24 protein-coding genes and 3 pseudogenes are annotated in these 25,949 nt (G+C 71.4%); 16 read left to right on the forward strand and 11 right to left on the reverse strand.

Annotated elements, in window-relative coordinates; all coding sequences use genetic code 11:
- A partial coding sequence (locus tag EAO71_RS24145; protein WP_147980035.1) for a sigma-70 family RNA polymerase sigma factor occupies positions 1 to 184 on the forward strand: 184 nt, incomplete at its 5' end.
- A 27-nt stretch (positions 185 to 211) separates the two neighbouring features.
- Here the strand turns inward: EAO71_RS24145 and EAO71_RS24150 are convergent.
- The 4 genes and pseudogenes from EAO71_RS24150 to EAO71_RS39095 form a co-directional block, all read right to left on the reverse strand.
- Positions 212 to 769 carry a TetR/AcrR family transcriptional regulator gene (locus EAO71_RS24150; RefSeq protein WP_147980036.1) on the reverse strand — a complete coding sequence of 186 codons (558 nt, stop codon included), beginning with the start codon at positions 767 to 769 and terminating at the stop codon, positions 212 to 214.
- A gap of 53 nt (positions 770 to 822) precedes the next feature.
- The gene (gene whiG / locus EAO71_RS24155; RefSeq protein ID WP_147979908.1) at positions 823 to 1,659 is read right to left on the reverse strand and encodes an RNA polymerase sigma factor WhiG; all 837 of its coding nucleotides are present in this window, start codon (positions 1,657 to 1,659) and stop codon (positions 823 to 825) included.
- A gap of 239 nt (positions 1,660 to 1,898) precedes the next feature.
- On the reverse strand, positions 1,899 to 3,020 hold the full coding sequence (gene dprA / locus EAO71_RS24160; protein ID WP_410094004.1) for a DNA-processing protein DprA: 1,122 nt from the start codon (positions 3,018 to 3,020) through the stop codon (positions 1,899 to 1,901).
- A gap of 2 nt (positions 3,021 to 3,022) precedes the next feature.
- Positions 3,023 to 3,376: pseudogene (locus tag EAO71_RS39095) on the reverse strand (peptidoglycan DD-metalloendopeptidase family protein); the annotation flags it as partial.
- A 253-nt stretch (positions 3,377 to 3,629) separates the two neighbouring features.
- Here EAO71_RS39095 and rpsB point away from each other — a divergent pair.
- The 9 genes and pseudogenes from rpsB to EAO71_RS24205 all read left to right on the forward strand — a co-directional run bounded on the left by rpsB (position 3,630) and on the right by EAO71_RS24205 (position 12,182).
- Positions 3,630 to 4,529 carry a 30S ribosomal protein S2 gene (gene rpsB / locus EAO71_RS24165; RefSeq protein WP_147979910.1) on the forward strand — a complete coding sequence of 300 codons (900 nt, stop codon included), beginning with the start codon at positions 3,630 to 3,632 and terminating at the stop codon, positions 4,527 to 4,529.
- Positions 4,530 to 4,641: 112 nt separating this feature from the next.
- The gene (gene tsf / locus EAO71_RS24170; RefSeq protein ID WP_147979911.1) at positions 4,642 to 5,478 is read left to right on the forward strand and encodes a translation elongation factor Ts; all 837 of its coding nucleotides are present in this window, start codon (positions 4,642 to 4,644) and stop codon (positions 5,476 to 5,478) included.
- 158 nt (positions 5,479 to 5,636) lie between these two features.
- A complete protein-coding gene (gene pyrH, locus EAO71_RS24175; protein WP_147979912.1) occupies positions 5,637 to 6,401 on the forward strand; it encodes a UMP kinase in 765 nt (254 codons plus the stop codon).
- Between the two features lie 94 nt (positions 6,402 to 6,495).
- Positions 6,496 to 7,053: a ribosome recycling factor gene (gene frr, locus EAO71_RS24180; protein WP_073819003.1), complete on the forward strand. Its 558-nt coding sequence runs from the start codon at positions 6,496 to 6,498 to the stop codon at positions 7,051 to 7,053.
- Complete coding sequence (locus tag EAO71_RS24185; RefSeq protein WP_147979913.1) at positions 7,053 to 8,156, forward strand: phosphatidate cytidylyltransferase; 1,104 nt, start codon at positions 7,053 to 7,055, stop codon at positions 8,154 to 8,156. Before frr ends, EAO71_RS24185 begins: the two co-directional genes overlap by 1 nt.
- Before the next feature lie 165 nt (positions 8,157 to 8,321).
- Positions 8,322 to 9,848: pseudogene (locus EAO71_RS24190) on the forward strand (MFS transporter); the annotation flags it as partial.
- Positions 9,793 to 10,350, forward strand: a pseudogene (locus tag EAO71_RS24195) (MFS transporter); the annotation flags it as partial. The pseudogenes EAO71_RS24190 and EAO71_RS24195, both read left to right, overlap by 56 nt.
- 168 nt (positions 10,351 to 10,518) lie before the next feature.
- A complete protein-coding gene (locus EAO71_RS24200) occupies positions 10,519 to 11,601 on the forward strand; it encodes a hypothetical protein (RefSeq protein WP_147979914.1) in 1,083 nt (360 codons plus the stop codon).
- A 218-nt stretch (positions 11,602 to 11,819) separates the two neighbouring features.
- On the forward strand, positions 11,820 to 12,182 hold the full coding sequence (locus EAO71_RS24205) for an ArsR/SmtB family transcription factor (RefSeq protein WP_147979915.1): 363 nt from the start codon (positions 11,820 to 11,822) through the stop codon (positions 12,180 to 12,182).
- 41 nt (positions 12,183 to 12,223) lie between these two features.
- On the opposite strand, the gene EAO71_RS24210 is transcribed toward EAO71_RS24205, so the two are convergent.
- Positions 12,224 to 12,997, reverse strand: a complete 774-nt coding sequence (locus EAO71_RS24210) for an aquaporin (RefSeq protein WP_147979916.1) — start codon at positions 12,995 to 12,997, stop codon at positions 12,224 to 12,226.
- A gap of 33 nt (positions 12,998 to 13,030) precedes the next feature.
- Complete coding sequence (locus tag EAO71_RS24215; RefSeq protein WP_147979917.1) at positions 13,031 to 13,339, reverse strand: ArsR/SmtB family transcription factor; 309 nt, start codon at positions 13,337 to 13,339, stop codon at positions 13,031 to 13,033.
- A 108-nt stretch (positions 13,340 to 13,447) separates the two neighbouring features.
- Between EAO71_RS24215 and EAO71_RS24220 the strand changes: the two genes are divergently transcribed.
- The 5 genes from EAO71_RS24220 (at position 13,448) to EAO71_RS24240 (ending at position 19,132) form a co-directional block, all read left to right on the forward strand.
- Positions 13,448 to 13,864 carry an arsenate reductase ArsC gene (locus EAO71_RS24220; RefSeq protein ID WP_147979918.1) on the forward strand — a complete coding sequence of 139 codons (417 nt, stop codon included), beginning with the start codon at positions 13,448 to 13,450 and terminating at the stop codon, positions 13,862 to 13,864.
- A gap of 154 nt (positions 13,865 to 14,018) precedes the next feature.
- The gene (gene rlmN, locus EAO71_RS24225) at positions 14,019 to 15,125 is read left to right on the forward strand and encodes a dual-specificity RNA methyltransferase RlmN (protein ID WP_147979919.1); all 1,107 of its coding nucleotides are present in this window, start codon (positions 14,019 to 14,021) and stop codon (positions 15,123 to 15,125) included.
- A gap of 241 nt (positions 15,126 to 15,366) precedes the next feature.
- Positions 15,367 to 16,434: a thiamine ABC transporter substrate-binding protein gene (locus tag EAO71_RS24230; RefSeq protein WP_147980038.1), complete on the forward strand. Its 1,068-nt coding sequence runs from the start codon at positions 15,367 to 15,369 to the stop codon at positions 16,432 to 16,434.
- Between the two features lie 53 nt (positions 16,435 to 16,487).
- The gene (locus tag EAO71_RS24235; protein WP_187282802.1) at positions 16,488 to 18,101 is read left to right on the forward strand and encodes an ABC transporter permease; all 1,614 of its coding nucleotides are present in this window, start codon (positions 16,488 to 16,490) and stop codon (positions 18,099 to 18,101) included.
- The gene (locus EAO71_RS24240) at positions 18,101 to 19,132 is read left to right on the forward strand and encodes an ABC transporter ATP-binding protein (RefSeq protein ID WP_147979921.1); all 1,032 of its coding nucleotides are present in this window, start codon (positions 18,101 to 18,103) and stop codon (positions 19,130 to 19,132) included. The genes EAO71_RS24235 and EAO71_RS24240 overlap by 1 nt, the downstream gene beginning before the upstream one ends.
- A 76-nt stretch (positions 19,133 to 19,208) precedes the next feature.
- On the opposite strand, the gene EAO71_RS24245 is transcribed toward EAO71_RS24240, so the two are convergent.
- The 5 genes from EAO71_RS24245 to EAO71_RS24265 form a co-directional block, all read right to left on the reverse strand.
- A complete protein-coding gene (locus EAO71_RS24245; protein WP_261992317.1) occupies positions 19,209 to 20,156 on the reverse strand; it encodes a DMT family protein in 948 nt (315 codons plus the stop codon).
- Between the two features lie 196 nt (positions 20,157 to 20,352).
- Positions 20,353 to 21,495, reverse strand: a complete 1,143-nt coding sequence (locus EAO71_RS24250) for a hypothetical protein (RefSeq protein ID WP_147979922.1) — start codon at positions 21,493 to 21,495, stop codon at positions 20,353 to 20,355.
- Entirely contained in the window at positions 21,477 to 22,211 is a 735-nt protein-coding gene (locus EAO71_RS24255; protein ID WP_147979923.1) for an ABC transporter ATP-binding protein, read from the reverse strand. The genes EAO71_RS24250 and EAO71_RS24255 overlap by 19 nt, the downstream gene beginning before the upstream one ends.
- A gap of 235 nt (positions 22,212 to 22,446) precedes the next feature.
- Positions 22,447 to 23,835, reverse strand: a complete 1,389-nt coding sequence (locus tag EAO71_RS24260; RefSeq protein WP_147979924.1) for an aspartate aminotransferase family protein — start codon at positions 23,833 to 23,835, stop codon at positions 22,447 to 22,449.
- A complete protein-coding gene (locus EAO71_RS24265) occupies positions 23,820 to 24,326 on the reverse strand; it encodes an Lrp/AsnC family transcriptional regulator (protein ID WP_147979925.1) in 507 nt (168 codons plus the stop codon). Before EAO71_RS24265 ends, EAO71_RS24260 begins: the two co-directional genes overlap by 16 nt.
- A gap of 178 nt (positions 24,327 to 24,504) precedes the next feature.
- Here EAO71_RS24265 and EAO71_RS24270 point away from each other — a divergent pair, with 178 nt between their 5' ends.
- A complete protein-coding gene (locus EAO71_RS24270) occupies positions 24,505 to 25,941 on the forward strand; it encodes a gamma-aminobutyraldehyde dehydrogenase (protein WP_147979926.1) in 1,437 nt (478 codons plus the stop codon).
- Positions 25,942 to 25,949 lie beyond the last annotated feature (8 nt).

Genomic DNA, 25,949 nt, shown 5'->3' on the forward strand with positions numbered 1-25,949 from the left:
CCTCGCCCGCGCCATCAACACCCTCCCCGAACGGGAGAAGACCGTCGTCACGCTCTACTACTACGAGGGCCTCACCCTCGCCGAGATCGGCCACGTCCTCGGCGTCACCGAGAGCCGCGTCAGCCAGATCCACACCAAGTCCGTCCTGCAGCTCCGCGCCAAGCTGGCCGATGTAGGGCGCTGAGTCCGGAGGGCCCCCGGAAGCGTGTGGTCAGCCGCGGACGCCGCGGAGCGCCATCGCGACCGCTGCCTCGGTGATCCGTTCCGGGTCCTCGGCGGCGCCGAGCTCGATGCGGCGCACGGCCGCGTCGACGACGCCCTGGAGGAGCATCGCGCCGAGGCGGGGCTGCTCCTGGCCGAGGCCGCCGAGGGCTTCGACGATCATGGTGACGAGTCCGCCGTGCGCGGCGCGGATCTTCTCGCGGGCTCCGTCGTCCAGCTCGCTCACGGAGATCGCGACGACGGCCCGGTGGCGGCGGTCCCCGACGAGCTCCAGCTGCTTGCGGACGTAGGCCTCGACCTTGCCCTCGGAGGTCGCGGCGCCGGCCATGGCGGCTTCGACCTCCGCCGCCCAGACGGGGAAGTCGACGGCGCACAGCTCCTCGACGACGGCGGCGCGGGAGCGGAAGTACTCGTACACCGAGGACCGGGCGAGGCCCGTGCGCTCGGCGAGGGCGGGGAAGGTCAGCGCCTCCGTACCGCCTTCGGACAGCAGGGATCGCGCGGCGTCCAGCAGGGCGCCGCGCTGCATCGTCCGGTGCTCGGCCACACTGGCCGCTCGAATCCTGGGCACGGCTCCACTGTACGACCGGCCCTCCGGACTCAGCGCCCTACATCGGCCAGCTTGGCGCGGAGCTGCAGGACGGACTTGGTGTGGATCTGGCTGACGCGGCTCTCGGTGACGCCGAGGACGTGGCCGATCTCGGCGAGGGTGAGGCCCTCGTAGTAGTAGAGCGTGACGACGGTCTTCTCCCGTTCGGGGAGGGTGTTGATGGCGCGGGCGAGGAGTCTTCGCAGTTCGCGGTCCTCGGCGACCTCGACCGGGTTGTCGGCGGCGGTGTCCTCGAGGGTGTCCATGAGGGACAGGCGGTCGCCGCCCTCGCCGCCGACGTGCAGGAGCTCTTCGAGGGCGACGACGTTCGCCAGGGACAACTGGCTGAAAACGGTGTGCAGTTCCTCGAGGGTGATCTCCATCTCCGCGGCGACCTCGCTCTCGGAGGGTGTGCGGCGGAGCTGGGCTTCGAGGGTGGCGTAGGCGCGCTCCACGTTGCGGGCCTTCTGGCGTACGGAGCGCGGGATCCAGTCGAGGGCGCGCAGTTCGTCGATCATCGCGCCGCGGATGCGGGTGATGGCGTAGGTCTCGAACTTGATCGCGCGTTCGACGTCGAACTTCTCGATGGCGTCGATGAGTCCGAAGACTCCGGAGGACACGAAGTCGGCCTGTTCGACGTTGGACGGCAGACCGACGCTGACCCGGCCGGCGACGTACTTGACGAGGGGCGAGTAGTGCAGGATCAGCTGTTCGCGCAGTCGCTCGTCGCCCGTGTCCTTGTACGACCGCCACAGCTCGTCGAGCGATGTCGGTGCGGGCGGTCGCACGATGCCCCGGGCTGCTGGGGGCACCGCAGCGCGGTCAGACCCGGAGGTGTGCTGGGGCATGCGTTGCCTTGAGCCGTTCTGCCGTGGAGTGAGTCTGGCTGTGTGTCCGGTAGGGAATCCTGGTGAGCGTAGCGTGACTGGACTGTTGCGGTGAGCGAACCTCTGCGGATCGCACCGGTCCGGGGGGACGTGCTCGCCCACATCTTCGAACCCGGGCCGTGGCGCGTGTCGGCCCCTCGGGTGCGGCCGAGAGAACTCGTTTGTTCATCGGCATCACCTTTTCACCCGAATGCTCCAGGTCAAGTACCGCCTCGCCGGGCGTTCGGCCGCTGTATGGCGCGGGTCGTCAACTTCCAGTCGTCCGTGTGCCGTTCGACGAACCCGAGGGAGTGGAGTTCGTACAGCCGGGCGAGGGTGTCGTCGGGTGAGGTGCCGGCTCGGCGGGCGATCTCGGCGGCGGGGATGGCGTGGCGGGCGGGGAGGGCTTCGAGGACACGGGTGCAGCCGGGGTCGAGGAGGTCTCTGGGGACGACGGGGCCGCGTCGTTCGGGGGCGAGTTCGCCCATGTCGCCGATGAGTTCGACGATGTCGTCGACGTCGGTGACGAGGGTGGCGTCGGTGCGCAGGAGTTCGTGGACGCCTGCGGAGAGGCCGCTGCTGACGGGGCCCGGGACGCCCATGGTGTGGCGGCCGAGGCGTCGGGCGGCGCGGGCGGTGACGAGGGAGCCGCTGCGGTGTTCGGCTTCGACGACGACGGTGCCGCGGGTGAGGGCGGCGATGACCCGGTTGCGGAGGATGAAGCGGCTGGGGGTGGGGTGGCTGCCGGGCGGGAGTTCGCCGATGACCAGGCCCTGTTCGGTGATGCGTCGGATGAGGCCGGCGTGGCCGCGAGGGTAGGGGGTGTCGACGCCGCAGGCGAGGACGGCGACGGTGGCTCCCCGGGCGGCGAGTGCTCCTCGGTGGGCGGCGCCGTCGATGCCGTAGGCGGCTCCGGAGACGACGACCCAGCCGCGTTCGGCGAGGTCGGACGCGAGGGTGGTGGCGGTGTGGGCTCCGTAGGGCGTGCAGGCGCGGGCGCCGACGAGGGCGACGGAGCGCAGGGCCCAGGTGCGGAGGTCGGCTCTACCGTGGATCCAGAGGCCGATGGGCCGGGTGTCGCCGAGGTCGTCGAGTTGCCGGGGCCATTCGGTGTCGCCGGGGATGACGAGTCGGCCGCCGTGGGCGTGGATGGCGTCGAGGTCGTGTTCGGGTCGGGTGTCGGCGGCGCGTCGTCGCCAGCCGTCGAGGCGTCTGTCGCTGGTGCCGGGGAACGGTGTCGCGCCGGTGGCCGGGGGCGGATCGGGGGCCGCTGGAGGAGGAGCAGGGGGTTCAGGTAGGTGTCGCCTCTCAGCAGGCCCCAGTGCAGGCAGGACCGCGGGCAGTGCGGTGCGGTGTCCGGGAGTGGGGTGGCGACCGTGGCCACCACCTGGCCGCGGGTGACGGTGTCGCCGCGGGTGACGAGGGGCGACACCGGTCCGTAGGTGGTGCGCAGGGGTGGGTCGCCGCTGCCGGGCAGGGTGATCGTGAGGACGCCGCGGCCGGCGACGGGGCCCGCGAACGTGACCAGGCCGGGCGTCGTCGCGCGGACGTCGGTGCCCGGGGGTGCGGCGAGGTCGACGCCGCGGTGGCCCGGGGCGTACGGCCCGGCGGGTGGTTCCCAGCCGTGGAGGACGTCCGGGGGTGCGGGGCCGACGGGCCACGTGAGGGCGAGGGTGAGGATCCATGTCGTGAGGTGCATGGGGAAACGGTCTCGCGGCGGGGGGATTCGTGGGGATCATGGCGGATATCTGTGGACTACCGGCCGGCTGTGGACAGTGCCGTCACCCGGGACGCCCGGGGTCCCGTACACTTCCTATGGCGACCCGGGTCACCGGGTCGACTTCGCACGCCCCGCCTCCACCTTCACCGGTCGTGGCAGCGCCTTTCGGTCCTTCGTGGCACGGCGCGTCGGGGCGTCAGGACATAACCGAGAAACCCAAGGAGATACGGCCATGGCCGTCGTCACGATGCGGGAGCTGCTGGAGAGCGGCGTCCACTTCGGTCACCAGACCCGTCGCTGGAACCCGAAGATGAAGCGCTTCATCTTCACCGAGCGCAACGGCATCTACATCATCGACCTGCTCCAGTCGCTGTCGTACATCGACCGCGCCTACGAGTTCGTCAAGGAGACCGTCGCGCACGGCGGCTCCATCATGTTCGTGGGTACGAAGAAGCAGGCCCAGGAGGCCATCGCCGAGCAGGCGACGCGCGTCGGCATGCCGTACGTCAACCAGCGTTGGCTCGGTGGCATGCTCACCAACTTCTCCACCGTCTACAAGCGTCTGCAGCGCCTCAAGGAGCTCGAGCAGATCGACTTCGAGGATGTGGCCGCGTCCGGCCTCACCAAGAAGGAGCTCCTGGTCCTCTCCCGCGAGAAGGCCAAGCTGGAGAAGACCCTCGGTGGTATCCGCGAGATGCAGAAGGTGCCGAGCGCCGTCTGGATCGTCGACACCAAGAAGGAGCACATCGCCGTCGGTGAGGCGCGCAAGCTCCACATCCCGGTCGTCGCGATCCTCGACACCAACTGCGACCCCGACGAGGTCGACTACAAGATCCCGGGCAACGACGACGCGATCCGCTCCGTCACCCTGCTCACCCGCGTGATCGCCGACGCCGTCGCCGAGGGCCTCATCGCCCGTTCCGGCGCCGCGACCGGCGACTCGAAGCCGGGCGAGAAGGCCGCCGGCGAGCCGCTCGCCGAGTGGGAGCGCGACCTGCTCGAGGGCGAGAAGAAGGCCGACTCGGACGAGTCCGCCGAGAAGCCGGCCGAGGCTCCGGCCGCTGCCGAGGCTCCGGCCGCCGAGGCGCCCGCCGCCGAGGAGGCCCCGGCCGCCGAGGGCGAGCAGGCCTGACCCACGGCCTGACCTTCACAGGTCCGGTTGTTTCGGATGTCGACGGCGGGGGCGTGTCGCCCCCGCCGTCCACCCGTAGATCTTTCAGACTTCGAGAGAGAAACTCAGACTCATGGCGAACTACACCGCCGCTGACGTCAAGAAGCTCCGTGAGCTCACCGGCGCCGGCATGATGGACTGCAAGAAGGCGCTGGACGAGGCCGAGGGCAACGTCGACAAGGCCGTCGAGGCCCTGCGCATCAAGGGCCAGAAGGGCGTCGCCAAGCGCGAGGGCCGTTCCGCCGAGAACGGCGCGGTCGTCTCCCTCATCGCCGACGACAACACCTCCGGTGTCCTCGTCGAGCTGAAGTGCGAGACGGACTTCGTCGCCAAGGGTGACAAGTTCCAGGCCGTCGCCAACGCGCTCGCCGCGCACGTCGCCGCCACCTCCCCGGCCGACCTCGAGGCGCTTCTCGCGTCCGAGATCGAGCCCGGCAAGACCGTCCAGGCTTACGTCGACGAGGCCAACGCCAACCTCGGCGAGAAGATCGTCCTGGACCGCTTCGCGCAGTACGCCGACGGCTTCGTCTCGGCCTACATGCACCGCACCATGCCCGACCTCCCGCCGCAGATCGGTGTCCTCGTCGAGTTCGACAAGGAGAACGCCGAGATCGCCAAGGGTGTCGCGCAGCACATCGCCGCCTTCGCGCCGAAGTACCTCACCCGTGAGGACGTCCCGGCCGAGGTCGTCGAGACCGAGCGTCGCGTCGCCGAGGAGACCACCCGCGCCGAGGGCAAGCCCGAGGCCGCGCTCCCGAAGATCGTCGAGGGTCGCGTCAACGGCTTCTTCAAGGACGCCACGCTGCTCGGCCAGCCGTACGCGCTGGACAACAAGAAGTCCGTCCAGCAGATCCTGGACGAGGCCGGTGTCACCCTGAAGCGCTTCACGCGCATCAAGGTCGGCATCTGAGTCCGTACGCAACGGACGCCGGACCCCGGTAGGGTCTGAAGCGGTTGTCCGCGTTCGCGTAGGACGATCGCAGATCTGACGAGGAGGCCATTGCCGTAGGGGAAACCGCAAGGACCCACCGGCAATGGCCTTCGTCGTATGTGCACGAGGAGATCTCCATGAACCAGGGCGCCGCACAGGGCGACGACATCCACGGCAAAAAGGCCGGACGCTTCATGCTGAAGCTGTCCGGTGAGGCATTCGCCGGCGGCGGCGCACTCGGCGTCGACCCCGACGTCGTGCACAAAATCGCGCGCGAGATCGCCGCGGTCGTCCGCGACGGTGCGGAGATCGCGGTCGTGATCGGCGGCGGAAACTTCTTCCGCGGCGCAGAGCTGCAGGTGCGCGGCATGGACCGGGCGCGCTCCGACTACATGGGCATGCTCGGCACCGTCATGAACTGCCTCGCCCTCCAGGACTTCCTGGAGAAGGAAGGCATCGACTCCCGCGTCCAGACCGCCATCACCATGGGCCAGGTCGCGGAGCCTTACATCCCGCTGCGTGCCGTGCGCCACCTGGAGAAGGGCCGTGTGGTCATCTTCGGTGCGGGCATGGGCATGCCGTACTTCTCCACCGACACCACGGCCGCCCAGCGTGCCCTGGAGATCGACGCCGAGGCCCTGCTGATGGGCAAGAACGGTGTCGACGGGGTCTACGACTCCGACCCGAAGACCAACCCCGACGCGGTCAAGTTCGACGCGCTGGAGTACGGCGAGGTGCTCTCCCGCGACCTCAAGGTCGCCGACGCCACCGCCATCACCCTGTGCCGTGACAACACCCTGCCGATCCTCGTCTTCGAACTGCTCGCCGAGGGCAATATCGCGCGCGCGGTGAAGGGTGAGAAGATCGGCACTCTCGTGAGCGACCAGGGCACCCGGGCCTGAGCCTGAACCGGGTACCGCCCCGCGAGGGGATGGACAGAGCCCTGCCGGTCGTACACCGTGCAGGACAAGACGCGACGACACGCAGGAGCAAGTGGTGATCGAAGAGACCCTCCTCGAGGCCGAGGAGAAGATGGAGAAGGCCGTCGTGGTCGCCAAGGAGGACTTCGCCGCGATCCGCACCGGCCGTGCGCACCCGGCGATGTTCAACAAGATCGTGGCCGACTACTACGGTGCGATCACGCCGATCAATCAGCTGGCGTCGTTCTCGGTGCCCGAGCCGCGCATGGCCGTGGTGACCCCGTTCGACAAGAGCGCGCTGCGCAACATCGAGCAGGCGATCCGCGACTCGGACCTCGGCGTCAACCCGAGCAACGACGGCAACATCATCCGTGTGGTGTTCCCCGAGCTGACCGAGGAGCGCCGCCGCGAGTACATCAAGGTCGCCAAGGGCAAGGCCGAGGACTCGAAGATCTCGATCCGTTCCGTGCGCCGCAAGGCGAAGGAGACCATCGACAAGCTGGTCAAGGACGGCGAGGTCGGCGAGGACGAGGGCCGTCGCGGCGAGAAGGAGCTCGACGACACCACCGCGAAGTACGTCTCGCAGGTGGACGAGCTGCTCAAGCACAAGGAAGCCGAGCTGCTCGAGGTCTGATGAACGACTCTTCCTGGGGGGCCCCGGCCGGCACCACCGGCTACTGGGGACCCGACCAGGGACCCCATCCGGCGGGTCCCCTCTTCGATGGGCAGAACGCAGCGCAGACTCGGCCCATGCCCATCGTGCCCGACGTTCCGGCCGCCGGAGACCAGGATGACGACCGGGGGGCCGCTCGCCTGAGCGGTCCCCTGTTCCGTGACGAGAACCCGTCCCGTGACGAGAAGCCGCAGGAGCCCATGCCCACCCCGCACCAGCCTGCTACGGCTCCGCAGCCCCCGCAGAAGAAGAGCGCGGGGCGAGACCTGGGTGCGGCCATAGGGGTCGGCGTCGGGCTCGGCGCCGTCATCATCGCGTCGCTGTTCATCTGGAAGGCCGCGTTCGTCGGCGTCATAACGGTCGCCGTCGTCGTCGGACTGTGGGAGCTCACCTCCCGTCTCCAGGAGCGCAAGGGCATCAAGGCGCCGCTCGTACCGCTCGCGGTCGGCGGCGCGGCGATGGTCGTGGCCGGGTACGTGCGGGGGCCGGAGGGTGCCTGGGTCGCCATGGCCCTGACGGCTCTCGCGGTGCTCGTGTGGCGGATGACGGAGCCCCCCGAGGGTTACCTGAAGGACGTCACCGCGGGTGTCTTCGCGGCGTTCTACGTGCCGTTCCTGGCGACGTTCGTGGCGTTGATGCTCACCGCCGACGACGGTCCGCAGCGGGTGCTGACGTTCCTGGTCCTGACGGTCGTCAGCGACACGGGGGCGTACGCGATCGGCTGGCGCTTCGGCAAGCACAAGCTGGCGCCGAGGATCAGTCCCGGGAAGACCCGTGAGGGTCTGTTCGGGGCGGTGGCGTTCGCGATGGCGGCCGGTGCGCTGTGCATGGAGTTCATGATCGACGGCGGTGCCTGGTGGCAGGGCCTGCTGATGGGTCTCGCGGTGGCGGCGAGCGCGACGCTCGGCGACCTCGGTGAGTCGATGATCAAGCGGGACCTCGGCATCAAGGACATGGGCACCCTGCTGCCGGGGCACGGCGGGATCATGGACCGGCTGGACTCGCTGCTGCCGACGGCCCCGGTCGTGTGGCTGCTGTTCGTGATCTTCGTCGGGTCGGCCTGAGCGTTACCCGTGTGGCCGAAGGGCCCGTCGTCCTCCGGGGCGGCGGGCCCTTCGCACGTCCTCCGCGCCTCGCGGCCGGTCCCGGGGCGCGGGCGCCGGAGCGGGCCGGTCGCGGGGGAGTGCGGTCGCCGAGCCGAAACCCGGGCGTGTGGGGACAATACGGTCATGGCATCCAAGGCAGGCGCCGGCGGCGCACCCGCGGGGGCCCGTCTCGTCCTGCTGACGCTAGCGGCGGGCCAGTTCCTGATGGCGCTCGACAGCTCCGTCATGAACGTCTCGATCGCGACCGTGGCCGAGGACGTGGGCACGACGGTGACCGGGATCCAGGGCGCCATCACCGCGTACACGCTGGTGATGGCGATGTTCATGATCCCCGGTGGCAAGGTCGGCGTGCTGATCGGCCGCAGACGCGCCTTCATGATCGGCTGCTTCGTCTACGGCTGCGGTTCGCTCACCACGGCGCTCGCGCCGAACCTCACCGTGCTGCTGCTCGGCTGGGCGCTCCTCGAAGGACTCGGGGCGGCACTCATCCTGCCCTCGATCGTGGCGCTGGTGGCCGGCAACTTCACCACCGAACGGCGGGCCGCCGCGTACGGCATCGTGGCGGCGGCGGGCGCCGTGGCCATCGCGCTCGGCCCGCTGATCGGCGGCGTCGCCACGACGTACTTCTCCTGGCGCTGGGTCTTCGCCGGCGAGGTCCTGGTGGTGCTCGTCATCCTGGTGTTCGCCCGCCGCATCGCCGACGCCGTCGACGACACCCACCCGCGGATCGACCTCGTCGGTGCCCTGCTGTCCGCCCTGGGGCTCGGGATCTTCGTCTACGGCGTGCTGCGCTCCGACGAATGGGGCTGGGTCCAGCCCAAGCCCGACGCCCCCGCCTGGCTCGGTGTGTCCATGGTCGTATGGCTGATGATGGCGGGCCTGCTGCTGGTGTACCTGTTCCTGCGCTGGGAGACCAGGCTCGTCGAGGGCGGCCGGGAGCCCCTCGTCGACCCGGCCATGCTGCGGAACAGGCAGCTCACCGGCGGCCTGACGATGTTCTTCTTCCAGTACCTGGTGCAGATGGGCGTCTTCTTCGTCGTCCCGCTCTACCTGTCCGTGGCCCTCGGCCTGTCCGCGCTGCAGACCGGCGCGCGGATCCTGCCGCTGTCGCTCACGCTGCTGGCCGCCGCGGTCCTGATCCCGCGCTTCCTCCCCGACGTGTCGCCCCGGCGGGTGGTCCGCCTCGGCGTACTCGCGCTGTTCGCCGGCGCGGTCGTCCTGATGGTGGCGCTGGACGCGGACGCCGGCGCGGAGATCGTCACGATCCCGCTGCTGCTGATCGGGCTCGGGATGGGCGCCCTGGCGTCCCAGCTCGGGTCGGTCACGGTGTCCGCGGTGCCGGACCGGCAGAGCGCGGAGGTCGGCGGGATCCAGAACGCGGTCACCAACCTCGGCGCCTCGATCGGCACGGCGCTGGCCGGCTCCCTGATGATCGCCGCCCTCACCTCCTCGTTCCTCGGCTCGGTGGAGCAGAACGAGGAGATCCCGGAGCAGGTCAAGAGCCAGGCCGTCGTCGAGCTGCAGAGCGGCGTCCCGTTCCTCTCCGACGCCCAGCTGACCGCGGCCCTCGACGAGGCCGGCACCAGCCCGGAGGTGTCCCAGGCGGCCCTTCCTCCTGCTCACGCTCGCGTTCACGCTGTCGGCGTTCGCGATGTACGCCGTCGTCGTCACCCTCGTCCCGCTCCTGATCGAACGCGGCTGCACCACCGCCCAGGCCGCCTGGGCCCTCGGCCTCGGCGGCGCCGGCCAGACGCTCGGCCGCGCCCTCTACGCCCCGCTCGCCCGCCACACCGGAACGACCACCCGCACCGTCGTCCTCATCGCCCTCGGCGCCCTGACCACCGCGGCCCTCGCCGCCGTCCCCGGGCCCTACGGCCTGCTCGTCGCCGCGTCGGTCGCGGCAGGCGTGGTCCGCGGCAACCTCACCCTCCTGCAGGCCACCGCCGTCACCGACCGCTGGGGGACGCAGCACTACGGGCGGCTCTCCGCGGTCCTCGGCGCACCCGCCATGACCGCCTCCGCCCTCGCCCCCTTCGCCGCCGCCGTCATCGCCCCGCACCTCGGCGGCCTCCCTCAGCTCTTCCACCTGCTCGCCGCCCTCGCCCTGGCGGCCGCCCTCGTGGCCGCCGGCACCGCCCGGGGCCGGGGCTGATCCAGGGAGCGGGTGCGACGCACACGCCGGTCGGCCCGGGCCGCCCTCGGATCGGGTCACCCTCGGACCGGACCGACGATCCGCCGGTCGGCGCGAGCCCCGACCTCGCATAATCGACACACCATCAGCAGCAGGTCAGGGGGACGAGCCGTGCCGATCACCAGAGTCTTGGCCAGGACTCACCCGAGCGTCGCCCGGGCCCTGGCACGCGAACGTCTTCAGGAGCGGCGCTCCTGCCGCGCAGCGAGCGGGCAGGCGCTCACGAACCTTGATCACGCCGTCACGTGCCTGGGGCTCACCACGGACGGCCTGCCGCACACCCGCACCGGGCTCGCCGCCTGGTACTCGGTCCCCGGCCACCGCGGAGTCCGCACCCTTGCGGCGGGCGCCTTCGCCGGCTTGCTCACGGCCGCACTGCTCACGCAGTGGTTGTTCCCTCTGGAGATCGACGCCCTGCGCCCGGTCGTCTCCGCCGAGTTCGCCGACCAGGCGCTCCTCGCATTGGAATACCAGAGCGTGTCCGACCTCCTGCAACACCCCGGCGCGCCCCTCGCCCCCGTCGTGACGGCCCTCGTGATCATGCTGGCCACCCTGGTCGCCCTCCTCACGGCCCTCGGCTACCCGCTCGTCGCACAGTTCCGCCGTCGCCGCCCCGACTTCCCCTACGCACTCCTCGGCAACACGGCGCGCGCCCTCAGCCTGTGCGCCGTCCTCTACCACTCAGCCCCCGCTGACCGGCACCGGACGATGCGTGAGCTCGACAGCCGCTCCCGCCGGATCGAGGAGAACGTGCTCAGCGCCTACCGCGACTCCCGCCTCATCCCCCGCCGATCACACCGCATCGCACCCGCCCGGCAGCACGGCCGGCACGTCGCCGCAGCGCTCAGGCAACAGCTCGCCCGCATCGACGTCGATCCCCGCCAGGGAGCCCACGACTACGCCGCGATGGTCGCCGAGATCGGGGAACGCTACGCCCAGGGCAAGGTGGGCGGCCTCCTGCCCGAGGAACAGCTCGCCCACGTCACGCCACCCTCCCCGGCCCTGACCGCCGTCCGCGAGACACTCCACATCGCCGGCGGCATCGCCGCAGCGGTCATGGCCGCCATCGCCACCGCGGCGCTCCTGCCTCGACTCGGCTTCATCCCCGAGGACCTCCGCCCCTGGCTGGTCGCCGGCGTCGCCGCCGTCGCCGGGATCCTTACCGCGGGATGGCACCGAGTGGCCCGCCTCGTACCGCTTTTCGGACCCTGAGACTGGGCAGGTCCGGATCGACTGTGGTGGAGGCCTGGCGCAGGCCGCCCTCACGATGCCCGCGAAGCCTCCAGCTCAGGGGGGCTCCACCTTCGGCGGCGGCACCGCCGACGAGCTCCCCGCCCGCGCGGTCCGTGGTCCGCGGTCCGGGGCCGGGATCCGGGGTCCGGGGGTGCCGCGCCCTGGGCGCTTGGTTCGACATGTGTCAACATAGACGTATGTCGAATGTGAAGGTGCTGCCGCTGCTGGAGCCCGAGGTCGAGCCCTGCTGCCCGCCGCTGGACGAGCGCCCGCTGACGGCGGAGGAGGCCGAGCGGACCGCGGTCATGTTCAAGGCGCTGGGTGATCCCGTCCGGCTGCGGCTCTTCTCCGCGGTCGCCTCGCACGAGGGCGGCGAGGCCTGCGTCTGCGACATCTCCGACGTCGGCGTCTCCCAGCCCACGGTGTCCCACCACCTGAAGAAGCTGAAGGAGGCCGGCCTGCTCTCCTCCGAGCGGCGCGGGACCTGGGTCTACTACCGCGTCGAGCCCGCCGTACTCGCCGCGATGGGGCAGTTGCTCACCAAGGCCGCCAAGGCCTGAGATCCCGGACCTGCCCGCGCTTCACCGGCAAGGAGAGCGTGTCAGTCGGTGCCGGCGCCCGTGGTGCCGCGTACGAAGACGATCGCGACCAGGGCCAGGCCCACGGCGGCGCCGACCAGTTGCGCGCCGATGAAGGCGGGGACGGAGCCGGGGGTGATGCCGGCGAAGGTGTCGGTGAAGGCGCGGCCGATCGTCACCGCGGGGTTCGCGAAGGACGTGGACGACGTGAACCAGTAGGCGGCGCCGATGTACGAGGCGACCGCGACGGGGGCGAAGCGGAGCCGGTCGGTACGGGCCAGGCCGAAGATCAGGAGGATCAGGCCGGCCGTCGCCACGACCTCGCCGAGCAGCAGGTTCCCTGCCGAGCGGTCGTGGGTGGACCACTTCACGAGCGGCTCGCCGAACATGGCGTCCGCCAGCACCGCGCCCGCGATCGCGCCGACGGTCTGGGCGGGGACGTAGACGGCGAGCTCGCGCACGCCGACCCCGGTGCCGCCGCGGCGGGCGGTCCACCACTCGGCCAGGGTGACGGCCGGATTGAAGTGGGCGCCGGAGACCGGCCCGAACAGGGCGATCAGGACGCCGAGGCCGAAGACGGTGGCGGTGGAGTTCGCGAGCAGCTGCAGCGCGACGTCGTCGGTGAGCCGGGTGGCCTGGATGCCGGAACCGACGACGACCGCGACGAGGGCCGCGGTGCCGACGAGCTCGGCGGCGCCGCGGGCGGCGAGCGGCACGGGCGAGGTGGCGCCCGGCGCCGGCCGCGGCGACGTGTCGGTAACTGCGGCATCGCTCACGGCGGGCTCGGTGGCGGTCACGTGCGGGGTCTCCTCGGCAGGTGGGGCGAGAGGCTACGGGCAGGCTCTCTTGGTGTCGGCGTGGGTGCGCGCGGTCTCGGCGAGGGCGGCGAACCGCCCGGCCAGGTTTTCGATGACGTCCGGCCTGAGCCGGTAGTAGGTGAACCGGCCGCAGGGCTCCGTCTCGACGACCCCGGCCTCGCGCAGCACCTTCAGATGGTTGGAGAGGTTGGTCTGCCGGGCGCCGGTCTCCTCCACGAGATGGGTCGTGCACAGCGTCTCGCGTGCCAGCAGGGTCACGATCTGGAGGCGCAGGGGGTCGGCCAGAACACGGATCAGATCAGTATCGACTGACGTCAGCATGGGCTGATACTGTCACATCACTTGGGGCTGATGCCAGACCTGGCTGATCTCTTTGCCTGCCCGGTCGGCACTCCCCGCCGCGACCGCGCCGTCCCCGAGGATGAACCGATGACTGCTCCGCTCGCCTCCGTCCTCTTCGTCTGCGTCCACAACGCCGGCCGCTCCCAGATGGCCGCCGGCTTCCTGGACCACCTCGCCGGAGACCGGATCGAGGTCCGGTCCGCCGGTTCGATCCCGGGCGACCAGGTCAACCCGGCCGCCGTCGAGGCCATGGCCGAGGTGGGCGTCGACATCTCCGACCGGAAGCCGAAGGTCCTCACCACCGAGGCGGTCCGGGCGTCCGACTACGTCATCACCATGGGCTGCGGCGACGCCTGCCCGGTCTTCCCCGGCAAGAAGTACCTCGACTGGGCCCTGGAAGACCCGGCCGGCCAGGGCGTCGACGCCGTCCGCCCCATCCGCGACGAGATCAGGACCCTCATCGAGGGCCTCGTCGCCGAGATCGACGCGCAGCGCAGGGCCTGACCACCGGGGCCGCCCGACCGGGCCCCGCCACCGCCGCCGCACAGCCGCCGGCGGTGCGGGCGACCCTGCCGCACACCCCGGACGACCTGCGACGACCACCACCCCCCGCTTCCGCCCCAGGCCACCGGCTTCCGTCTGCGACACTGGTAGCACCATGCCCAAGCCCGGAGAACTCACTTTCGTCGCCCCGCGCGGAGCCAAGAAGCCGCCGCGGCACCTCGCCGACCTCACGCCCGCCGAGCGCAAGGAAGCCGTCGCCGCGATCGGTGAGAAGCCGTTTCGCGCCAAGCAGCTGTCCACGCACTACTTCGCGCGGTACGCCCACGACCCCGCCGAGTGGACCGACATCCCCGCCGCCTCCCGCGAGAAGCTGCAGGGGGAGCTGCTGCCCGACCTGATGTCCGTGGTCCGGCACATCTCGTGCGACGACGACACCACCCGCAAGACGCTGTGGCGGCTGCACGACGGCACCCTCGTCGAGTCCGTGCTCATGCGCTACCCGGACCGGGTCACCATGTGCATCTCCTCGCAGGCCGGGTGCGGGATGAACTGCCCGTTCTGCGCGACCGGACAGGCCGGCCTCGACCGGAACCTGTCGACCGCCGAGATCGTGCACCAGATCGTCGACGGCATGCGCGCGCTGCGTGACGGCGAGGTGCCCGGCGGCCCCGCGCGGCTGTCCAACATCGTCTTCATGGGCATGGGCGAGCCGCTCGCGAACTACAAGCGCGTCGTCGGCTCCATCCGCCGCCTCACCGACCCCGAGCCGGACGGCCTCGGGCTCTCGCAGCGCGGCATCACCGTCTCCACCGTCGGCCTCGTGCCCGCGATGCTGCGGTTCGCCGACGAGGGCTTCAAGTGCCGTCTCGCCGTCTCGCTGCACGCCCCCGACGACGAGCTGCGCGACACCCTGGTCCCCGTCAACACCCGCTGGAAGGTCCGCGAGGTCCTCGACGCCGCCTGGGAGTACGCGGAGAAGTCCGGCCGCCGGATCTCCATCGAGTACGCCCTCATCCGGGACATCAACGACCAGGCATGGCGGGGCGACCTGCTCGGCCGGCTCCTCAAGGGCAAGCGGGTGCACGTCAACCTCATCCCGCTGAACCCGACGCCCGGATCCAAGTGGACCGCGTCCCGCCCCGAGGACGAGAAGGCGTTCGTCGAGGCCATCGCCTCCCACGGCGTCCCCGTCACCGTCCGTGACACCCGCGGTCAGGAGATCGACGGTGCCTGTGGACAGCTTGCGGCGGCGGAGCGCTGACCTTGTAGCCTGGGCTCGAACATTTGCATATTCCGACAGGGGAGCGCCACAGCGCTGAGAGTGCGGCACCGTCAGGCCGCAGACCCTCTGAACCTTGCCCAGGTCATTCTGGGTAGGAAGTTCGGTCGATACTCGAGCTGTTGCGCCCTGCCCGCGCGGCCATGGACCTCCATGGCCGCGCGGGCAGGGCCGCGTCTCTTCCTGGTCACACCCAGGAGGAAATCCAGTGAGCACCAAGAAGATGGCCGCCGCGGCGCTCGCCGCCGCGCTCGGCGTCAGCACCCTCGCCGCCTGCGGCGGGTCCGACGGCAAGGACACCGCGGGCGCCGCGCCCAAGACGGTGAAGCTCGTCAGCCACGACTCCTTCAACGCCTCCAAGGAGGTCCTGGCGGAGTTCACCCGCCAGACCGGCCTCAAGGTCGAGGTCCTCAAGAGCGGCGACGCCGGCGAGGCCGTCAACAAGGAGATCCTCACCAAGGGAAGCCCGCAGGGCGACGTCTTCTTCGGCGTCGACAACACCCTGCTGTCCCGCGCCCTCGACAACGGCATCTTCGTCCCCTACGAGGCGAAGGGCCTGGACCGGGTCCCGGCCGCGCTCCGGCTCGACAAGGAGAACCGGGTCACCCCGATCGACTCCGGCGACATCTGCGTCAACTACGACAAGAAGTACTTCGCCGACAAGAAGCTCGCGCCCCCGCAGACCTTCGACGACCTGGCGAAGCCCGCCTACAAGGACTTGCTCGTCGTCGAGAACCCCGAGCGGTCCTCCCCGGGCCTCGGCTTCCTGCTCGGCACCGCCGCCCAGTACGGCGACCAGGGCTGGCAGGACTACTGGACCAGGCTGAAGGCCAACGGCGTCAAGACCGTCGACAGCTGGGAGCTCGCCTACAACCAGGAGTTCTCCGGCTCCGCGGGCGGCCGGAAGGCCAAGGGGGACCGGCCGCTGGTCGTCTCCTACGCCTCCAGCCCGCCCGTCGAGGTGCTGTACTCCGAGCCGCAGCCGGAGACCGCCCCCACCGGCGTCTCCACCGGCACCTGCTTCCGGCAGACCGAGTTCGCCGGCCTGCTCGACGGGGCCGGGAACCCCGAGGGCGGCAAGCTGCTGATCGACTTCCTGATCTCCAAGAAGTTCCAGGACGACATGCCGCTGCAGATGTTCGTCAACCCGGTCGCCCGGGACGCCACCCTGCCCGAGCTCTTCACGAAGCACGGCGTGGTCGTCGACAAGCCGCAGACCATGGCCCCCGAGAAGATCGCGGAGAACCGTGACGAGTGGATCAAGTCGTGGTCCTCGCTCGTTCTGAAGTAGAACGCGAAGCCCGGCGACGGGACGTGCGCGGGAGCGCGGCGCGGCTCGGCCTGATGGCCGTGCCCGTCGCGTTCTTCGGGCTGTTCTTCGCCTGGCCCGTCGCCTCCATCGTCGAGCGCGGGCTCGGCGCCGACGGCGGCCTGCGGTTCGACGGCTTCGCGCGGACCCTGGGCCGGCCGGAGATCCTCGACGTGCTGTGGTTCACGCTCTGGCAGGCGCTCGCCTCCACCGCGCTGACCCTGCTGATCGCGCTGCCCGGCGCGTACGTCTTCGCCCGCTTCGACTTCCCCGGCAAGGGCGTCCTGCGCGCCGTCGTCACCGTCCCCTTCGTGCTGCCCACCGTCATGGTCGGCACGGCCTTCCTGGCGCTCGTCGGCCGCCGCGGGCTCCTCGACGAGCTGTGGGGCGTCCGCCTGGACACCGGCGTCTGGGCGATCCTCCTGGCCCACGTCTTCTTCAACTACGCCGTCGTCGTCCGGACCGTCGGCGGGCTCTGGGCCCAACTCGACCCGCGTCAGGAGGAGGCGGCCCGGGTCCTCGGCGCCTCCCGCTGGACCGCCTGGCGGAAGGTGACCCTGCCGGCCCTCGTCCCGGCCGTCGGCGCCGCCGCCCTCATGGTGTTCCTCTTCACCGCCGGGTCCTTCGCCGTCGTCCAGATCCTCGGCGGACCGACGTACTCCACCCTGGAGACGGAGATCTACCGGCAGACGGTCGACCGGTTCGACCTCGGCACGGCCGCCGTGCTCACGATCGTCCAGTTCGTCGCCGTCGGGGCGATCCTCGCCGTGCACGCCCGGACGGTCCGGCGACGGGAGACCGCGCTGCGACTCGTCGCCCCCGAGCGGACCGCGCGACGCCCCCGGGGCCTCGGCCAGTGGACGCTGTTCGGGGCCGTCCTGCTCTCGATCGCCCTGCTGCTCGTCCTCCCGCTCGCGGTCCTCGTCGAACGGTCCCTCGACACCCCGCAGGGGTACGGGTTCGGCTACTACCGGGCGCTGCAGGAGGTCGACGCCTCCGGCACCTTCCTCGTCCCGCTGACCGACACCCTCGCGAACTCCCTCCAGTACGCCGTCGTCGCCACCGCCATCGCCGTCGTCATCGGCGGACTGGCCGCGGCGGCGCTGACCCGGCGGGCCGGTCGCTTCGTCCGGGGCTTCGACGCCCTGCTGATGCTGCCGCTCGGGGTCTCCGCCGTCACCGTCGGCTTCGGCTTCCTGATCACCCTCGACGAGCCGCCGTTCGACCTGCGGGCCAGCTGGATCCTCGTCCCGCTCGCCCAGGCGCTCGTCGGCGTCCCCTTCGTCGTCCGCACGATGCTGCCCGTGCTGCGCGCGGTGGACGACCGGCTCCGCGAGGCGGCGGCCGTGCTCGGCGCCTCGCCCCTGCGCGCCTGGCGCGAGGTGGACCTGCCGCTGGTGCGCCGCGCCCTGCTCATCGCGGCCGGCTTCGCGTTCGCCGTCTCCCTCGGCGAGTTCGGCGCGACCGTCTTCATCGCCCGCCCCGACCGACCCACGCTGCCGGTCGCGGTGGCGCGGCTGCTCGGCCGGCCCGGTGAGCTGAACTACGGCCAGGCCATGGCCCTCTCGACGATTCTGATGGTGGTGTGCGCGGTGTCCCTGCTCCTGCTCGAACGGCTGCGCACCGACCGCACCTCCGGGGAGTTCTGATGCTGACCCTCACGGACGCGACCGTACGGTTCGGCGACCGCGCGGTGCTCGACGCGGTGGACCTGGAGGTCGCCGAGCACGAGATCGTGTGCGTGCTCGGGCCGAGCGGCAGCGGGAAGTCCACCCTGCTGCGGGCCGTCGCCGGCCTCCAGGCGCTGGACGCCGGCCGGGTCCTGCTCGGCGGCACCGACCAGGCCGGCGTGCCGGTGCACCGGCGGGGCGTCGGCCTGATGTTCCAGGACCACCAGCTCTTCCCGCAGCGCGACGTCGCCGGCAACGTGGCCTTCGGCCTGCGGATGCACGGCGTCGGCCGGGCCGAACAGCAGGCCCGGGTGGCCGAGTTGCTCGACCTCGTCGGACTTCCCGGCGCGGGGCGGCGGGCCGTCGGCTCGCTCTCCGGCGGCGAGCAGCAGCGGGTGGCGCTGGCCCGGGCCCTCGCGCCACGGCCCCGGCTGCTGATGCTCGACGAGCCGCTCGGCCAGCTCGACCGCGGGCTGCGGGAACGACTGGTCACCGAACTGCGCGACCTCTTCGGCCGGTTGGGGACGACGGTGCTGGCCGTCACCCACGACCAGGGCGAGGCGTTCGCCCTCGCCGACCGCGTCGTGGTGATGTGCGACGGCCGGATCGCCCAGTCCGGCACGCCGCTCGACGTCTGGCAGCGGCCGGCCTCCGAGTTCGTGGCGCGTTTCCTCGGCTTCGACAACGTCGTGGCGGGGACCGTGGACGGCGGCTCCGCCGACACGGTGTGGGGCCGGATCCCGGTCCCGGACGGGTCGCCGCGCGGCGCCGCCCGGCTCCTGGTGCGCCCTGGCGGTGTCCGGCTCGGCGCCCCGGCGGACGGCCTGACCTGCACGGTCGAGGCCCGGACCTTCCGCGGCAGTCGCGTGGCGGTACGGCTCCGCCCGGACGACGGGCCCGCGCTGGACGCGGAGTGCGCCCTGCACGACGCGCCGGAGCCCGGAGCCAGGGTCGGCGTGTCCTTCGCGCCGGCCGAGGTCGTGCTGCTGGCGGCCGCCACCACCGGCTGACCGCGCGCCCGGGCCGTGCACCGGGGGCCGGGCGCACGGGGGAGTGGCCCGGCGGCCTCCGGTGGTGCGGCCGCGGTCACGGAGTCGCGGCGGGCTCCCGGGCCGCGGGCGCGGTGCCGTCGCCCCGGCGGGCGTCCGGCACCGGTGCACCGGCCGCCGGCTCGCCCTCCGGCGACCCGAACCAGGCCACCGCCACCGCGCCGGCCACCGCCAGGACGAACCCCGCCACGGCGAGCCAGGCGAACCCGGGGCGCGAGGCGTCGCCCAGCCACCAGACGCCGATCATGCCGGGGAGCACGGTCTCGCCGACCACCAGCGCCGCCGTCGCCCCGTTCACCGAACCGATCTGCAACGCGACCGTGTGCAGGTACATGCCGCCGGCACCGGCCACGAGGATCGCGTACAGCGCCGGATCGGCCAGCAGCGCGACCGGGTCGAAGGGGTCGACGCCGTTCAGCACCCGGACCCCGACGCCCAGCGCGCCGAAGCCGAGACCCGAGAGGAGACCCGCCAGGACCGCAGCGCGGGCGCCGAGCCGGCGGACGAGAACGGTGCCGCCCGCCATCAGCAGGACGGAGACCGCGAGCAGCCACCCGTGCGTGGCGAGGGACGTGTGCCCGCTGCCCTCGGGGCCCGCGGCGCTCGCCAGCAGCACCAGCGCCGAGCAGACCACCCCGATCGAGGTCCACTCCGGGCGGGTGAGGCGGATGCCGAGGAGCCGGATGCTCAGGACCGCCGTGATCACCAGATTGGCGCTGATCACGGTCTGCGAGAGGAACAGCGGCAGCATCCGGGCGGCCAGGGCCCCGAGACCGAAGCCGACGAAGTCCAGGATCGTGCCGACGATGAACTCCCAGGTCATCGCCGCCTTGGCGGTCGAGGACAGGCTCGGCCCGCCGTGCCGGCTGAGCTGTCCGGCCGCCGCCTCACGGCGGGCGGACCTGCGGGAGCCGACCGCCTGCAGGACCGAACCCGTGCCGTAGCAGAGCGAGGCGGCGACCGCGGTGAGCAGTCCTGTGAGCACTGGGGGCTCCGTTCCCGTCGTACGGCATTCCCGCCGTGTGCCGTTCCTGTGTCGTCCCCGGGACAGACGGGATACCGGGCGCCGAAGTTGCCTCCGGCCGCCGGACGGGACGGGCGGGAGCCGGGCGGTCCGGGGCGTCGGCCCCCGGTCGTCGCCGTCGGGCGGCGGGCGCCGGGAGCCGGGATCGCGCGGCCGGTCAGCCGCCCAGCGGGACGGCCGCGAGCGCTCCGACCAGCCAGGTCAGGGGCAGGAAGACCACCAGCAGGGCGCCCGCCCGCAGCAGCGCGGCGGTGCGCAGCACCGTGGGCGGGGCGCCCAGGCGCAGCAGCGCCTCGGTGGTGTGGGCGCGGCACTGCTTCGATTCGAGGGTCGCCGTCAGCAGCGTCGCCGTCGTGCAGGACATCACCAGCGCCGCGCCCAGGCCGGTCAGCGGGCCGAAGTCGCCCGTCCCGGACCCGTACAGGGTGACCGCGGCCACCGCCCCGGACGCCACCGCGCACACCACGCCCAGGGGGCGGCCGATGCGGCGGGACTCGTCCATCAGGACGCGGCCGGCCAGCAGCCGGACCGCGCCGGGCCGGACCGCCTGCAGGAGGCGTCCGCACCAGTGGGTCAGGCCGGGTCCGGCCATCGCGAGACCGACGGCCGTGAGGACCCAGCCGGCGAGGACGCCTCCCGGGCTGGCCTCGAAGCGGCCCGGCAGCGGGAAGTCGCCGTTCCCGCCGCCCTGGCCGGCGTACGTCTCCACGGCCAGCCCCACGGCGAGCAGCGCGACGCCCCAGGGCAGTCCCGACGGGACCGTCCGCTCCGCGCCCTCGGGCGCGGCGGGCTTCCGCGGCCGCAGGGCGAGCCCGGCGGCCGTCGAGGCGACCACCGGCAGGATCGCGAGCAGGGTGAGCGCGGCGGCCAGCGGGAGGGGCTGGTCGGCGGCGAGCAGCTCGGCCGCGGCGCCGTCGAAGGGCAGGCCGGTGATGTCGCCGCGCAGGTGCAGGTAGAACAGCAGGGCGAGCATCGAGCCCAGCGTGCAGGAGACCGCCGTCGACGCGGCGGCGAGCGCCGTCAGCCGGGCCGGGCCGAGCCCGATCGCCGAGAGCCCCGGCCGCGGCCGGGTGCTGGGGTCCGTACGGGCCACCGCCACCGCGAAGTGCGCGGTCGCGGCCAGCGGGATCGCGCACCACAGCAGTCGCAGCACGGACGCGGCCGACCGGTCCGGATGGCCCACGGCGTACCCCAGCGTGCACAGCAGAAGGAAGCCGACCCCCGCCGCGGCCGTGGCGACCAGGAGCCGCCGCAGCAGGACGAGGGGATGGGTGCCGCGGACTAGACGGAGAGCGAGCACGCGGCGACGCCCTCCGCCCCGTTCGTCGGCGGCAGGGAGCCGGCACTCACGCGGCGCCCGTCCAGCAGGCCGACCGCGCGGTCGGCGAGGGTGGCCACCTCGGCGTCGTGGGTGGCGAGCAGCACCGTGATGCGGTGCGAGCGGGCCGCGGCGGTGAGGGTGCGCAGCACCTGCGCGCCGTCGGCGCTGTGCAGGGAGGCGGTGGGTTCGTCGGCGAAGAGCACGGTCGGGGTGGTGACCAGGGCGCGGGCGATCGCGATCCGCTGCCGCTGCGACTGGTTGAGGGCGTGCGGGCGCCGGCGCGCGCACATGCCGATGTCGAGCCGCTCCAGCCACTCGACGGCGGCGGCCTTGGCGCTCCGGTGCGACACCCCGCGCAACAGGAGCGGCAGGGCGGCGTTCTCCCAGGTGGTCAGCTCCGGCACGAGTCCCGGCTCGGGGTCGATCCAGCCGAACCGGTCCCTGCGGAGCCGCTCGCGCTGGGGCCCGGTCATGGTGTGCACGGGACTGCTGTTGAACCAGACCTCGCCCTGCTGGGCGACGGCCTGGCCGGACAGGCACTGCATCAGCGCGGTCTTGCCGCTGCCGCGCGGGCCGACCAGGGCGAGGATCTCGCCTTCGCGGACCCCGAGGGAGACCCCGCTCAGCGCGGTCGATCCCCCCAGGGAGTAGTGCAGGGAACGCGCCCAGAGCACGTCGTTGTCCGGTGGGGCCATCGCGTACACCTCGAAGTCGGATCGAGTCGGATCGGAGGAGGGTCGGATCTGGTGTGGTCCCCCGTGCTTCCCCCGTCCGGGGGAACGAAGAGACGGTCCTGTCGGTCACTGGGCACCGTAAGGATTCGGATCCGCCGGTACGGACAGCACGCGGCCCGGGCACCCCGTCATCCACTCGGATGGCGGCATGCCCGGGCCGTTCACGCCGTGAGGGCGGCGTGGGTCGCGAGGCGCCCTACAGCTTCGTCCAGGCCTCCGTGAGGGTCTCGCGGAGGATCCGCTCGATCTCGTCGAAGGTGGACTGGTCGGAGATCAGCGGCGGGGCCAGCTGGATGACCGGGTCGCCACGGTCGTCGGCGCGGCAGTACAGGCCGTTCTCGAAGAGCGCCTTCGACAGGAAGCCGTACAGGACGCGCTCGGTCTCCTCGTCGTTGAAGGACTCCTTGGTGACCTTGTCCTTGACGAGCTCGATGCCGTAGAAGAAGCCGTTGCCGCGGACGTCGCCGACGATCGGCAGGTCGTGCAGCTTCTGCAGGGTCGACAGGAAGTTGCCCTCGTTGTCGAGCACGTGCTGGTTCAGCTTCTCCTTCTCGAACAGGTCGAGGTTGGCGAGGCCGACGGCCGCGGAGACCGGGTGGCCGCCGAAGGTGTAGCCGTGCAGGAAGGTGTTGTCGCCCTTGTAGAACGGCTCCGCGAGCCGGTCGGAGACGATGCACGCGCCGATCGGGGAGTAGCCCGAGGTCATGCCCTTCGCGCAGGTGATCATGTCCGGCACGTAGCCGAACTTGTCGCAGGCGAAGGTGGTGCCGAGGCGGCCGAAGGCGCAGATGACCTCGTCGGAGACGAGCAGCACGTCGTACTGGTCGCAGATCTCGCGGACCCGCTGGAAGTACCCGGGCGGCGGCGGGAAGCAGCCGCCGGCGTTCTGCACCGGCTCCAGGAAGACGGCGGCGACGGTGTCGGGGCCCTCGAAGAGGATCTCCTGCTCGATCTGGTCGGCGGCCCAGCGGCCGAAGGCCTCGGGGTCGTCGCCGAAGAGCGGGGCGCGGTAGATGTTCGTGTTCGGCACCTTGTGCGCGCCGGGCACCAGCGGCTCGAAGGGGGCCTTCAGGCCGGGCAGGCCGGTGATCGACAGGGCGCCCTGCGGGGTGCCGTGGTAGGCGACCGCGCGGGAGATGACCTTGTACTTGGTGGGCTTGCCGACCAGCTTGAAGTACTGCTTGGCCAGCTTCCAGGCCGTCTCGACGGCCTCTCCGCCACCGGTGGTGAAGAAGACCTTGTTGAGGTCGCCCGGGGCCTCGTGGGCGAGGCGCTCGGCCAGTTCGACGGCCTTGGGGTGGGCGTAGGACCACACCGGGAAGAAGGCGAGCTCCTTGGCCTGGCGGGCGGCGGTCTCGGCGAGCTCCGTGCGGCCGTGGCCGGCCTGGACCACGAACAGGCCGGCGAGGCCGTCGAGGTACTTCCTGCCCTTGTCGTCGTAGATGTAGGTGCCCTCACCGCGGACGATGGTGGGGACGGGGTTGTTCTCGTACGACGACATGCGGGTGAAGTGCATCCACAGGTGGTCGTAGGCGGACTTGGAGAGATCGCTGCGGGAGTTGCTCACGGCTATCGGGTTCCCCACATATAGGTCTGCTTCTTGAGCTTGAGGTAGACGAAGCTCTCGGTGGAGCGCACGCCGGGGAGGGTGCGGATGCGCTTGTTGATCACATCCAGCAGGTGGTCGTCGTCCTCGCAGACGACCTCCACCATCAGGTCGAAGGAGCCCGCGGTCATCACCACGTACTCGCACTCGGCCATGGCCGTCAGCGCGTCCGCCACCGGGTCCAGGTCGCCCTCGACGTTGATGCCCACCATCGCCTGCCGCCGGAAGCCCACGGTGAGCGGGTCGGTGACGGCGACGATCTGCATGACGCCCTGGTCGAGCAGCTTCTGGACGCGCTGCCGCACGGCGGCTTCGGACAGGCCGACGGCCTTGCCTATCGCCGCGTAGGGACGGCGACCGTCCTCCTGTAGCTGCTCGATGATCGCCAGGGAGACGGCATCGATCGTCGGGGACGAACCGGATCCGGTCCTGGAGTTAGCGCTTTGACTGGCCACGACCTCACTGTGCACCGGGACTCGTCTGTCTGGCAAGCCCGGAGCGATGAAATTCGTTGTTTCAGCTCCATCATCTCACCGAATCCGAAGTTGGGGGCTGTCGGGCCTGTCGAAAGCGTCCGCCGAGCGACTACTGTGGGGGTGTCTCACCCATCGGGACAGAATGAACTCTGAACGACAGGAGGGGTGGCAAGTGACCACCGAGCTGCGCCGGCTGCGTAACTACATCAACGGGGAGTTCCGGGACGCCGCCGACGGGCGGACCATCGATGTGGTCAACCCGGCCACGGGCGAGGTCTTCGCCACGTCTCCGCTCTCCGGCCAGAGCGACGTCGACGCCGCCATGGACGCCGCCGCCGCGGCGTTCCCGGCCTGGCGCGACACCACGCCGGCCGAACGCCAGAAGGTCCTCCTCAAGATCGCGGACGCGTTCGAGGAGCGGGCCGAGGACCTGATCGCCGCCGAGGTCGAGAACACCGGCAAGCCGGTCGCCCTCACCGCGAGCGAGGAGATCCCGCCCATGGTGGACCAGATCCGCTTCTTCGCGGGTGCCGCCCGGCTGCTCGAGGGCCGCTCGGCCGGCGAGTACATGGAGGGCATGACCTCGATCGTCCGCCGCGAGCCGGTGGGTGTCTGCGCCCAGGTCGCGCCGTGGAACTACCCGATGATGATGGCCGTGTGGAAGTTCGCCCCGGCGCTCGCCGCGGGCAACACGGTCGTCCTCAAGCCCTCGGACACCACCCCCGCCTCGACCGTCCTGATCGCCGAGATCATCGGGCAGATCGTCCCCAAGGGCGTCTTCAACGTCATCTGCGGTGACCGGGAGACCGGCAAGGCGATGGTCGAGCACCCGACCCCGGCGATGGCCTCCATCACCGGCTCGGTACGCGCCGGCATGCAGGTCGCCGAGTCGGCGGCCAAGGACGTCAAGCGCGTCCACCTGGAGCTCGGCGGCAAGGCCCCGGTCGTCGTCTTCGAGGACACCGACATCGCCAAAGCCGTCGAGGACATCTCGGTGGCGGGCTTCTTCAACGCCGGCCAGGACTGTACGGCCGCCACCCGCGTGCTCGTCCACGAGTCCATCCACGACGAGTTCGTGGCCCAGCTCGCCAAGGCCGCCACCGACACGAAGACCGGCCAGCCGGACGACGAGGACGTGCTCTACGGCCCGCTGAACAACGCCAACCAGCTCGCGCAGGTCAGCGGCTTCATCGAGCGCCTCCCGGCCCACGCCAAGGTCGAGTCCGGCGGTCACCGCGTCGGCGACAAGGGCTACTTCTACGCCCCGACCGTCGTCTCGGGCCTGAAGCAGGACGACGAGATCGTCCAGAACGAGGTCTTCGGCCCGGTCATCACGGTGCAGTCGTTCCGTGACGAGGGCCAGGCCCTGGAGTTCGCCAACGGCGTGGAGTTCGCCCTCGCCTCCTCGGTCTGGACGAAGGACCACGCCCGCGCGATGCGCATGTCGAAGGCCCTCGACTTCGGCTGCGTCTGGATCAACACCCACATCCCGCTCGTCGCGGAGATGCCGCACGGCGGCTACAAGAAGTCCGGCTACGGCAAGGACCTCTCGGCGTACGGCTTCGAGGACTACACGCGCATCAAGCACGTGATGACGTCCCTGGGCTGAACCCCCTG

The organism is Streptomyces sp. MS191, from assembly GCF_008042125.1.
GTDB lineage: Bacteria > Actinomycetota > Actinomycetes > Streptomycetales > Streptomycetaceae > Streptomyces.